Raw genomic sequence first — 11886 nt, 5'->3', positions numbered from 1 at the left:
AGGCACGTGAGCAGCCAGAGCCGGTGGAGCCCATAGAGGCAGAGGCCGAAGAGGGCGCAGAAATGCAGTGCCGTCAAAAGGGGAAGGAGCAGCGACATCAGGGTTCCTCAGGTTCGGGGCAGGCGCAGGGGACGCCGAGCGGCTTTTCCTCGAACAGGTAGCGCTCGGGCCGCCAGGCCTTGGGGATAGCGGGGGAACCGGGGGCGCCGGCCACGTCTTCTCCCGAGACGACCCAGAACTTGCCGGCCCAGCTATGCCAGATCCCCTGCAGCACCAGCTTTCCTTGCGCGTCGCTGGTGCCCCTGGCGACGACGGCGCCGCGGGAGGGAGCCTCCTGGTAGCGCACCAGGGCGTAGGGGGAGCGCGGGGCAAGTCCGGAGGCGGTCAGGGTGAAGACGCCGTCCGTCTCGCGGTAGCCAAGCTTGCCGCGGGCACCATCCTTGACGATGGACCAGGTGGCCGGGTTCTTGGCGAAGAGGAGCAGCCTCTTGTCGCCGGGCGCCGCGGCGGCGGTACCGGCGACAAGGAACAGCAACGCCGCCGCAAGGATCATTGGTTTGGTCGGTGCAAACAACAGGGGAAAAAAGGGATGTTTCGGGTGTGCCAACAAAGAGCTAAATCCCCCCTGCCCCCCTTCGCAAAGGGGGGAACTTCAGTTCACGTGCAGCGCTTCGCGGGCCACATAATCCAGATGCAGGGATACTGCGCCGAACCGATGATCGGAACCTAGCGCACGTCCCTCTTGTCCCAGGCTTCCCAGCCGCCCTTGTAATTTCTCGCTTCGGGGAGACCGGCCAACTGGTGCACGGTCCAGGCATAGCCGGAACGAACACCGCCCAGGCAGTAATACACGACCGGCTTTTTCAGGTCAACGCCATGCTTGGTCAGGAGCTTGCGCAGTTCCGCCCCGTTCAGCGGCCTGCGCTCTTTCCCGGTGTAAAAGTCGTCCCAGGGGATGTGCACCGCACCGGGGATCCTCCCCTTCAACCATTCGAAGGTGGAACGGACGTCGATCACGGTGCAGGCATCCTTTTGCCCCTGCAGTTCTTCGGTGGAGACCACGGTACGCGGCTTTGCCTGGAACAGGTAGGGGACCTTCTTTACCTGCCGCGCTTCCGCTCCAGCGATAAGCGGCAGCCCGGCGCCGCGCCAGGACTGGATGCCGCCGTTTAGGAGGCGGACCGCTCCTTTGTGCCCAAGCCATGAGAAAAGCCAGGCGTCGTACCCTTCCCCACCCCAACTCTTGTCCGCATCGCCGTAGATGACCAGCGGGGTGCGCTCGGAGATCCCCATCGCACCAAGGAGAGCGGCCAGTTCGCCGGGAGGAAAGGAGCTGTACTTAACGCCGCGGGCGTCGGTGCGGGTGTACTCGTCCCAGGAAAAGGAGATGGCACCCGGGATGTGGCCGGCCAGCCACTCGGCGCGGGGACGGGCATCGAGAACGACATAGCTGGCAGCACTTCCCTTCAGCTGAGCGGCGTCGATGAGCGCGAGGTCCCCAGCCTGCGCGGACCAGGGGAGGATGATCTGGACCAAGAGTAGGGCCAGAACAGCGGTCAATATTTTAAACATCTACTGTCTCCTTCATTCAACAATCAAATCCCCCCGCGGGGGGAACGTGGGACCTTCTTTTTACAAGTTTCCCGGTGGTCAACTCCGAGCAGAGCTCGCGCGCGATGACCCAGAGGATGGTGCAACCGGCCTGAACGGTGCCACTGACGGTCCGGCTGATCTTGGATACGCCGGCGCTGCGCCGGCGGTACGGGACGTCCACCTCGCCGATCTTCAACCCGTGGCGCACCGCCCGAACCTGCATCTCTACGGTCCACCCGAACGCCTCATCCTGCATGGCAAGCTGCTCCAGCGCCTCCCAGCCGATTACCCGCATCGGCCCGAGATCACGGAAACGATGCCCCCAGAAAAGCCGGATCAGCGCCGTGGCCAGGTGGTGACCGAAGCGCTGCTGGAAGCTGAGCGCTCCGTTTTCAACCGGGACGCGCCGCCCGAGCATGAGATCGACCTCCCCGGCACAAACAGGGGCGAGCAGTTCCGGGAACAGCGAGAGGTCGTCGCTGCCGTCGGCATCGACGAAGGCGACTATGGCGGGGGGAGCGTCGCGCAAGGCGGCCAGCCCGGCGAGACAGGCCCGGCCGTAACCCGGCACGGGCTCGTACACCACCGCCGCACCGAAAGAGGCCGCCACCTGTGCCGTCGCATCGCTGGAACCGTTATCGACCACGACGACGCGGCCGATCTCCGCGGGAACCCGGGCCAATACGCCGGGCAGCGCCGCCTCCTCGTTCCTGGCCGGTATCACCAACACTGTTTCTGCTGCACAATCACTCATTCAGTCGCTGCAAAACCTCCCTGGCGCGCTTTGCGGCGACGGTAGCACACCGGGACCAGGACCACCACCAAAATGAGGGAGATACCCGCGAGGAGCGCGGGCGAAACCCGGCCGCCGAGCAGATCGAGCAGCGAACTGGAGAAGACGATGAAGGCGACGGTCGCGGGGAGCATGCAGACAAAGCTCGCCAGCAGGTAGTGGGCGAAGCGAACCTTGGTGAGCCCGAAGGCGTAGTTCAAGAGGTTGAAGGGGAAGGCGGGGATCAACCGGGTGAAGGCGACTACTTTCCAGCCATGCTGCGCCACCTCGCTATCGAGCCTCTCCCACTTGGCGCCGGTGAGCCTGGCCGCCACCCAGTCGCGCGCGGCATAGCGGGCGGCCAGGAAGGCGAGCGAGGCGCCCGTGGTGGCGCCGACGATGGTGTAGACGACGCCCCACAGGGGGCCGAAGACGATCCCGCCAACCAGGGTGAGCGGCAGCGCCGGGAGGAAAAGTACCGGCGCCAGGGAGTAGATGAGGACGTAGATGACCGGAGCCAGCGTGCCGTAGGAGCCGATCAGCGCCCGCAGGCGGTCCTGCTGGAGATATTCCCTCGCTCCCGAGAGTTGGACGCCGGCGACGGCGAAGGCAACCAGGGCGATCAGTATGACCGGCTGCCAGGGGCTCTTTTGGCGCGCCCCCGGTCCTTTCATGTGGTTTTCTTGCCGCGACACGGCACATGCCTCCTTTTGCTGCTGCTCTGTTAGTGATCCGCGTTGGTTCTCCACCACCGAAGGAGGGGACTGGCTCCGCAAGGTGCCTGTCCCCTTAGGGCTTGGGTAAGGTGGGTGGCAGAAGGGAACGTTCCGCTTAGAGGGACAGGCACCTGACGGAGCCTGTCCCTTCTGCCTTTTGTTACGGTGTCTTGAAGTAGAGTGCGACCGAGTAGTTGGCGCCGGCGGCGGTGTTCTGGCCGTAGAGGTCCGGGCGATAGCCGAGTTCGACCCCCATGGCCGGCGTGACCTGGTACCCCAGGGTCAGGTCGAGCTTGCCGAGGTCGAAGTTGTTGGTCGTGGTCGGGTTGCCGGAGCCGTCCACCTTCTTGCCGTTGTCGATGCTGTAGATGCCGTCCAGCTTGGCGCGGGTGAAGAAGTTCTTGCCCAGGTCGAAGCCGACCTCGACGAGGTAGCGCAGTTCGTCGGAGGGGTCACCGGCACGCAGGCGGTAGCCGATCTCCAGGTTCGCGTAGCCTGGGAGCGTCGGGTACAGGGAGCGACCGTAGAGCAGGCGCAGTTCGGTGTCGTACTGGTCGTTCCCCAGCGGCAGCGGGTCGTTCTTGTCGTAGCCCCCCGGGATTTTCACCAGGAACTGGGTCGAAACGACGCCGACGGCATCACTTTGGTAGAGGCGGTAACGGGCGCCGAGGTCGATGTCGCCGATGCCGTGGGCCGTGGCGCGCATCAGGTCGTTGTCGTTCTCGAGCCACTTATAGGAGAGGGAATTGAGCACGGTGAGGCTGTCGGTGACGCCGTACTCGAAGTAGTTGCTCAGGTTGTGGTCGGTGAACGTGCCGTGGTCGGAGAGGTCCCTGCGGTTGCCGTCCGGGTTGAAGCTCTTGTCGGCGTAGTAGAAGTTGAAGGAGGCTTTTTCGTAATATCCCCCCTCTTTGGCGGTCCAGGCGCCGGCAAAGCACGAAGATGCCGAAAAGGCCGCGACCAGGGCGACCGCGGCCAGCGATGCGAGAAGCGTTTTCATGGTTTCCTTCCTGTATCAAAAGGAAGGCGCCGCTGCCGGCGCCTTCCCTGCTGAGAGTCACTGGTTCGTTTTACAGCCCGCCCGTTGCCACCGGACGGCCGGAGGGATCCTGGCGCCAGCCGTCGGTGCTCCCCGGGACGGCCGGGGTCGCCAGGTAGGCGGGATCTTCCACGTAGTTGGTGGACCACCCTTCCCACCCGTCCGAGTAGTTGCGGATGTTGGTGTAGCCCATAAGGTGCGCGTACAGGTAAGCCAGGGCGGAACGGTAGCCGCTGCCGCAGTAGAAGATGGTTTCCTTGCTGAAGTCGATGCCGAGGCCGCTCCAGAGCGACTTCACCTCTTCGTAGCTTCTCAGGGTGGCATCGGCGTCGACGTAGATCCCGGCGGAATCGTCCGCGTTATAGGCCCACGTGGCGCCCGGGATGCGTCCCTTGTTCACCACGTAGCCGTAGCCGCTGATCATGCCGGTGTACTCGCTGCCGGCGCGCACGTCGACCATCTTGGCGGTGGTGTTGTAGACCGAGGCGACGTAGCCGGTGCCGGCCAACAGCGCGGGGTTGGTGGCACCGGTATAGGTGGTGGCCACCGGGGTGTTGATGGCGGTTTCGGTCGGGTACCCCGCCGCCTGCCAGGCCTGGATGCCGCCGTTCATGAAGCGGACGTCGGTGACGCCGGCATACTTGAGGATCCACCACAGGCGCGCCGCGAAGATGTTGGAGTCGCTGTAGACCACGACGGTGGTGTCGGGGGTGATGCCCATGCTCCCCAGGGCGGTCTTCAGTTCGGCGTCCGGAAGCAGGAACCAGCGCGGGTAGCCGTTCTCGTAGACGTCGGAGTTGGAGTGGATGGCACCCGGGATGTGCCCGAGCAGGTAGGAGTTGTCGGCCCAGCCGGCGGCCATGTCGGAGAAGCTCCCCCACTGGGTCTCGAAGATGACGTACTTGTGGTTGCGGTCATAGGAGTACTGCGGCGGCGCAGCCGAGGTGCTCCCCGGCTTGTGGTAGTCGATGAGCGCCTTGACCCAGGCCGGGTACACCGCGTCGGCGTAGTTGGTGGCCTTGTCCATGGGATAGGAGGTGTTGTCGGCCCAGTCCCAGGCGGAGGCATCGTAGTTGGAGCATTTGCCGTAGCCCATGAGGCGGAGCAGGAAATAGGCGTAACCCGAGCGGATACCGGCGGTGCAGTAGGCGGTCACTTCCTTGTCGGGGGTGATGCCGCGGGATTCCAGCATGGTTTTGAGCTGCTGATAGCGGATGGTGGACTTGTCGCTGTTGTAGTACCAGGCGTAAGGGATGTTTACCGCGCGCGGGATGTGGCCGCCGCGGGTCTCACCGTAGAGTTGCCACCCGGCGAACTCCTCGTCGGTGCGGGTATCGATGACGGCGAAGTCGTTGTCGTAGAGTCGGCTGGCAATCTTGGCGGAGTTGGCCCTGAGCGAGCCCTGTACGCTCGGGATAAAGGTCGCGGCCGGCTTCACCACCGCAGTGGTACTGGTGGGACGAGCGTCGGCGGACCACTTGTCCCAGCCGCCGTCCAGGATGTGGACGTCGCTGCAGCCCAGGTACTCGAGCATCCAGAAGAGACGTCCCGCAGCCCCCCACGAGGCCGTGGTGTTGTCGTAGATGACGATCTTCTGCTGCCGGGTGATGCCGGCGGCGCCGAGTTGGGTGGCCAGGGTGTCGGTATCCTTGAGGCCGGCGCCCTTGGTCCAGAAGGCGCTGTGCTGCAGGTTGATGGCGCCGGGGAGATGTCCCGCCGCGTAGGCCGACGCGGCGCGCGCGTCGATGATCAGGAGATCGGTTGCCTGCAGGCTTTGCTGCACCGAATCAGCAGAGACCAGGAGATCCGCATTGGGAAACTCCGTTGCCGCGGCTACGAGTTTCGCCTTGGTGGCGGTCTTGTCCGTGACGCTGCTGCCGCACCCGGTTAGCACCAGCGCACAGAGCATCATGAGCAGCATGCCCTTCACTACATGTTTCATTACATTTCCTCCTCAGGATTCATCTCTCAAATCGCAGCAACTGCGAAGAACAAACCGGCCCATGCACCCTTATCGGGCGGGCGTGAAACTATCAAGCGGACTTAATAAAGTCAAATTGATATATTCAAAAAACAACATCAGATGGATCGGTTTGACCGATAGATGTTAAGGAAGGCACCGGACAAATTCCCCCTGTCCCCCCTTCGCAAAAGGGGGGCGCGAGGGCTCGTGCAGCAGAAGAAAAGGCGCAAATGAAAAGGAAATGAAAAGGGGACAGGCTGCTTTTACGAGGCGCTCTACGTGTCAATGAGCCACACAACAGACACGCGAGGCGGGATGGTATGGGAACAATTGCTGGAATTGAGAGGAGATGTCAAACAGGAGCCAAAGACGGGCGAATGATTATTCGCCCCTACAGTTGGAATTGCTGGGTGGGCTGAAAGGAGCGTGCCGCTAGAGGGACAGGCACCTGACGGAGCCTGTCCCTTCTGCCTTTCTGCCTTTCCGCCCTAGAGCTTGAACTTGCCGACGATGCGCTGCAGTTCGCCGGAGAGCTCGGAGAGACGGGAGGCGGACTGGGCGGAGTCCTGGGCACCGCTGGCGGTCTCCTGCACCACGGAGGTCACCTGCTGAATGTTGTTGGTGATCTCGCCGGTGGTGGCCCCCTGCTCCTCCGCGGCGGTGGCGATCTGGCTCACCTGGGCGGTGACGTCGTTCACCTGCTCCAGGATCTTCTTCAGGGCCCCCTCCAACTGCTCGGCCTCGACGGCGCCCTGCTCGGTGCCGCGCACCCCTTCCTCCATGGAGGTGATGGCGTCCCTGGTCTCCTGCTGGATCGCCTTGATCATGTCGCCGATCTCCTTGGTGGCGCGGGTGGTGCGCTCGGCCAAAGCCCGCACTTCGTCGGCGACGACGGCAAAACCACGCCCCTGCTCGCCGGCGCGGGCGGCCTCGATGGCTGCGTTCAGGGCCAAGAGGTTGGTCTGGTCGGCGATGTCCTCGATGGTCGCCACGATGGCGCCGATCTGCTCGGAGCGCTCGCCCAGCGAGGAGATGCGGTCGGCGTTCTGGCGGGTCTGACGGCCGCGGTAGCGGATTCCTTCCACGGTACTGGAAACGACCTTGAACCCTTCCTGGGTGGTGTCGGCGGCGTGCTGCGCGCTGTCGGCGGCGCGGTGACAGTTGCTGGCGATGTCGGCGGCGGTGGCGGCCATCTCCTCGCTGGCGGTGGCCACGGTCGCGGTCTGCCCGGCTACCGACTCGGCGCCGACCGAGATGGACATGGAGGTCGAGGTGAGCGCGTTGGATTCGGAGGCAAGCGACCGGGAGGCGGAGGCGATCTGGGAGATGATGCTCCCCATGCTCTCCACGAAGGTGTTCAGCTTCTCCGCCAATAGCCCGATCTCGTCACTGCGGTGCCCGACGTCGACCCTCTTGGTCAGGTCCCCCTCCCCTTCGGCCAGGTCGGCGACGCGGGTGCAGAGCACGCCCAACGGACTGAGCAGCCTCATCACGATGAAGAAGATGACGGCGATGCCGCCGGCAAGGAAGATGGCGCCGATGACCATGAGCGCCCGCACCTGCTTGTTCACCGGCGCGAAGACGTCGGCCTTGTCGGCCGTGACACAGAGATACCAGTCCGCGGCGGGGATGCGCGCGTAGGAAGCGATCTTGGCGACGTCCCCCATCTGGTATTCGAGGCTGCCGTTGGGGGCGGCGGCAAGTTTCGCGCTCAGGTCGTCGAGCCCGGAGGTCACTTCCTGGAACTTTTTCTTGAGCACGAGCTCTTTTTTCGGATGCACCAGGATCTTGCCGGTCTTGTCCATGATGAAGGCGTAGCCGGTGCTGCCGACCTTCACGTTCAACACCTGCTTGATGACGTCGTCGAGCATGATGTCGGAACTGAGCACGCCGGTGAAGCTGCCGCCGGCAGTGATGGGCGCGATGAAGGAGATGATGGTCTTGCCGGTCTGGGCATCCTGGTACGGCTCTGTCTGGGATACCTTCATCTCCGCCTTGGCCTTCTCGTACCAGGGGCGCTTGCGATGGTCCCATCCCGCGTCGGGTACCCAGCCGTCGGAGGAGACGAACAAGCCGTTCTCGTAGCCCGGATAGACGGTGGAGAAGCCACCGGCAGAGGCCAAAAGCCGGACCAGGTTGCCCAGGTACTCCTTGGACTGCCCCGACTCCTTGGAAAGTTCCTTGGCTCCCGCAGCGATGATGGCCTGTTTGCTGAGCAGCCAGGAGTCGACGCTGGCGGCGTTGTCGCCGGCAATGGACTGCTGCGAGGCGTTGACCATGCTGCCCATGATCTTGCGCGAACTGGTGGCGGCGGTGATGATCAGGGCGACGATGGCTATGGCAAAAGCAATCACTACCGTCACGTTGACCTTGTTTCTCAGGTTCATAACTTACCTCTCACAATCTTGCTGAAGGAATGTTTCACCTTCAATATTTCGGTGCGTGGAGCCTCGTGCTTGAGGACTTAAAGGGACAGACCATATCACATTGGCAAAAAATAATGTATCAGCCGCCGGCTTGTCCTGTCTCTGACAGCAGATGCCCTTGCAACTCGCAGATTTGACAGATAAGCTGCATCCATGCCGTCAGTAACCGTCATTCAGCGCCAAAGCCAATGCCACCGGCACCTGCGTCTTATCGTCGCCGCCGTTCTCTCCCTCTGCGCCGTCATCTGCGCGCACCCGGCCCCGGCCGCCGACCCGGCTCCCTCGCTGGTCGTCGTCGGCGGCGACCGCAGCTACCCTCCTTACGAGTTCCTGGACAAGGACGACAAGCCAACCGGCTACAACGTGGAGCTGACCCGCGCCGTGGCCCGGGTGATGGGGCTCAAGGTGGAAATACGGCTGGGGGCGTGGTCGGAACGGCGCCAGGACCTGGTCAGGGGGGACGTCGACCTCTTGGAGGGGATGTCCTTCTCGGACGAGCGCGCCAAAAGCGTCGATTTCTCTCCGCCGCACACCATCGTGCACCACTCCATCTTCGCCCGCAAAGGGGGCACCCGGCATCCCACCCTGGCCGACCTACGCGGCAAGGAGGTCCTGGTGCTCAACGACGGCATCATGCAGGAGTTCCTGGCCGCGCAGCGCGTCGGCGCCAAGGTGATCCCGGTCCCGACCCACGCCGACGTGCTGCGCGCGCTGGCCTCGGGCAAGCACGACTACGCGGTGATGGCGAAACTCCCCGGCCTGTACCTGATCCGGGAGCTGGGGCTTTCCAACCTGGAAGCGGTGGGCGACCCGGTATCGGCGCAGCAGTACTGCTTCGCGGTGAAGAAGGGGAACGCGGCGCTCTTAGCCCGCTTCAACGAGGGGCTCGCCATTTTGAAGAACACCGGTGAGTACCAGAAGATCTACAACCGGTGGCTCGGGGTCCTGGAACCGCCAGGGCTCACCTGGAGCGAGGTGTTCAGGTACGGCGCGGTGGTGGTGCTGCCGCTGATCCTTCTCGCCGGCGGCGCCGTCATCTGGTCGCGGACACTGCGGCGGGAGGTGGACACCCGTACCGCGGAGCTGACCCGCGAGGTTGAGGAGCGCCGCCACGCCGAGGAGGAGTTGAGAAACCGGCAGCAGCAGCTGGTCCAGGCGGACAAGATGGCCGCGCTGGGGATCCTGGTCTCCGGCGTGGCGCACGAGATCAACAACCCCAACGGGCTGATCCTGTTGAACCTGCCGGTGGTGATGGAGGCGTTTCGGGACGCGGAGCCGATTCTCGAGGAGTACTACGAGAAGAATGGAGACTTTGAGTTCGGCGGGCTTTCCTACTCGCGCATGCGCGAGGCGCTTCCGAAGCTCATGCAGCAGATGCAGGAGGGATCGCGGCGGGTGAAGCTGATCGTCGAGGACCTGAAGGATTTCGCGCGGCAGCAGGAGCCGGGACAGGCGGCGGAGTTCGACCTGAACGAGACGGTGCAGGCGGCGCTGCGGCTTCTGACCAACCTGGTGGAGAAGAGCACGGAACATTTCAGCGTGAGCCTCGGGGCCGGTATCCCGCGGCTCAACGGCAGCGCCCAGCGTATCGAACAGGTGGTGGTGAACCTTTTGGTGAACGCCTGCCAGGCGCTTCCTTCACCGGAGCGGGGCATCGAGCTGGTCACCTGGTTCGATGCGGAGACAAGGCAGGTGATCATGGAGGTACGCGACCAGGGAACGGGGATTGCGCCGGAACACCTGCCGCGCCTGACCGATCCCTTCTTCACCACCAAGCGCGACAGCGGCGGCACCGGCCTCGGGCTGTCGGTTTCCAGCGGCATCGTCAAGGAGCACGGCGGCGAACTCTCCTTCAGCTCCGCCCCCGGCGCAGGCACCACGGCGCGGCTCACCTTCACCGTGCCCGAAAAGGAGTTCATGGCATGACCACCACCCTCTATCCATCCTTCGGCATCCTGCTGGTCGACGACGAACCGGACTGGCTCTATGCCATGAGCATCACCCTGGAGCGCGCGGGGCTCACCAACATCATCACCTGCGCGGACAGCCGCGAGGCCCTGAAGATGATGACCGAGCACACGGTGGGCGTGGTGCTGCTCGACCTGACCATGCCGCACCTCTCCGGCGAAGAACTCCTGGAGCGGATCGCCGAGGAGCATCCCGAGGTGACGGTGATCATCGTGAGCGGCTTGAACCAGCTGGAGACCGCGGTGAACTGCATGCGCAGCGGCGCCTTCGACTACTACGTGAAGACGTCCGAGGAAGGGCGCATCGTCAAGGGGGTGAAGCGGGCGGTGCGGGAGAAGGAGCTGCAGCTGGAGAACCGGGAGCTGAGGAACCGCTTCCTCTACGACCGGCTGGAGCACCCCGAGGCGTTTGACAACATCGTGACCGGCGACAAGGGGATGCGTTCCATCTTCCAGTACGTCGAGGCGGTGGCGCTTTCCTCGCAGCCCATCCTGGTGACGGGCGAGAGCGGCGTCGGCAAGGAGCTGATCGTATCCGCCCTGCACCGGCTTTCCGGCAGGAAGGGGGAGCTGGTGGCGGTGAACGTGGCAGGACTGGACGACACCATGGTGTCGGACACCCTGTTCGGGCACGTGAAGGGGGCCTACACCGGCGCGGGCGAGGCGAGGAAGGGGATGATCGAGCAGGCCGCCGACGGGACCCTGTTCCTGGACGAGATCGGCGACCTGAGTCTTAGCTCCCAGGTGAAGCTGTTGCGGCTTTTGCAGGAGGGGGAGTACTATCCCATCGGCAGCGACCGTCCCCGCCGTATCCGGGCGCGGGTGGTGGTGGCGACGCACCAGGACCTGGCGGCGCGGCAGGCGGCGGGGCAGTTCAGAAATGACCTCTACTACCGGCTGCGGGCGCACCACCTGCATGTCCCCCCCTTGAGGAAGAGGAAGGAGGACATCCCGCTGCTGTTGGACCACTTCCTGGGGCTGGCGGCGCGGGAGTTCGGCAAGAAGAAGCCGACCCTGCCCAAAGAGCTCGCCGTGCTGCTGGCCACCTACGACTTCCCGGGCAACGTGCGCGAACTGAAGGCGATGGTCTACGACGCGGTCAGCCTGCACCAGGGGGGCGTGCTTTCCATGGAGGCGTTCGTGCGCGCCATCGGGGAGCGGCCGGTGCAGTCGGCCGTGGAGCAGCCGGCGGAGCCTTCGGAGAACCCCTTCTTCGGGGTGGACCGGCTGCCGGGGTTCACCGAGGCGATCGATTTGCTGGTGGCCGAGGCGGTCAGGCGGGCGGAGGGAAACCAGTCCATCGCGGCGAGGCTTCTGGGGGTGTCGCAGCCGACCTTGAGCAAGAGGTTGAAGCAGCAGCGGGGGGAGTGATCGCGGAAGGGGACTGGCTCCGTCAGGTGCCTGTCCCCT

9 protein-coding genes are annotated in these 11886 nt (G+C 64.2%); 2 read left to right on the top strand and 7 right to left on the bottom strand.

Going from position 1 to position 11886, the window contains the following annotated elements; translation table 11 throughout:
- Positions 1 to 97: 97 nt before the first annotated feature.
- From JFN91_RS04235 to JFN91_RS04205, 7 genes are all read right to left on the bottom strand, one after another.
- Positions 98 to 553, bottom strand: a complete 456-nt coding sequence (locus JFN91_RS04235; protein WP_199387961.1) for a hypothetical protein — start codon at positions 551 to 553, stop codon at positions 98 to 100.
- A 173-nt stretch (positions 554 to 726) separates the two neighbouring features.
- The gene (locus JFN91_RS04230; protein ID WP_199387960.1) at positions 727 to 1572 is read right to left on the bottom strand and encodes a sulfurtransferase; all 846 of its coding nucleotides are present in this window, start codon (positions 1570 to 1572) and stop codon (positions 727 to 729) included.
- 16 nt (positions 1573 to 1588) lie between these two features.
- Entirely contained in the window at positions 1589 to 2323 is a 735-nt protein-coding gene (locus tag JFN91_RS04225; protein ID WP_328745707.1) for a glycosyltransferase family 2 protein, read from the bottom strand.
- A gap of 20 nt (positions 2324 to 2343) precedes the next feature.
- Positions 2344 to 3060 (bottom strand): TVP38/TMEM64 family protein, encoded by a 717-nt coding sequence (locus JFN91_RS04220; RefSeq protein WP_328745705.1) that lies wholly within the window; start codon positions 3058 to 3060, stop codon positions 2344 to 2346.
- A 181-nt stretch (positions 3061 to 3241) separates the two neighbouring features.
- Positions 3242 to 4081 carry a hypothetical protein gene (locus JFN91_RS04215; RefSeq protein WP_199387958.1) on the bottom strand — a complete coding sequence of 280 codons (840 nt, stop codon included), beginning with the start codon at positions 4079 to 4081 and terminating at the stop codon, positions 3242 to 3244.
- 70 nt (positions 4082 to 4151) lie between these two features.
- Entirely contained in the window at positions 4152 to 6062 is a 1911-nt protein-coding gene (locus JFN91_RS04210) for a sulfurtransferase (protein WP_199387957.1), read from the bottom strand.
- A gap of 509 nt (positions 6063 to 6571) precedes the next feature.
- Positions 6572 to 8470 carry a methyl-accepting chemotaxis protein gene (locus JFN91_RS04205; protein WP_199387956.1) on the bottom strand — a complete coding sequence of 633 codons (1899 nt, stop codon included), beginning with the start codon at positions 8468 to 8470 and terminating at the stop codon, positions 6572 to 6574.
- A 192-nt stretch (positions 8471 to 8662) separates the two neighbouring features.
- Between JFN91_RS04205 and JFN91_RS04200 the strand changes: the two genes are divergently transcribed.
- A complete protein-coding gene (locus JFN91_RS04200) occupies positions 8663 to 10435 on the top strand; it encodes a transporter substrate-binding domain-containing protein (protein WP_199387955.1) in 1773 nt (590 codons plus the stop codon).
- Positions 10432 to 11847, top strand: a complete 1416-nt coding sequence (locus JFN91_RS04195) for a sigma-54-dependent transcriptional regulator (RefSeq protein ID WP_199387954.1) — start codon at positions 10432 to 10434, stop codon at positions 11845 to 11847. Before JFN91_RS04200 ends, JFN91_RS04195 begins: the two co-directional genes overlap by 4 nt.
- The last annotated feature ends 39 nt before the right edge of the window (positions 11848 to 11886 follow it).

The organism is Geomonas anaerohicana, from assembly GCF_016458305.1.
Classification (GTDB): Bacteria; Desulfobacterota; Desulfuromonadia; order Geobacterales; family Geobacteraceae; genus Geomonas; species Geomonas anaerohicana.
The sequence above is the reverse complement of the archived record's forward strand: the minus strand, read 5'-3'. Positions and strand labels throughout refer to the sequence as shown.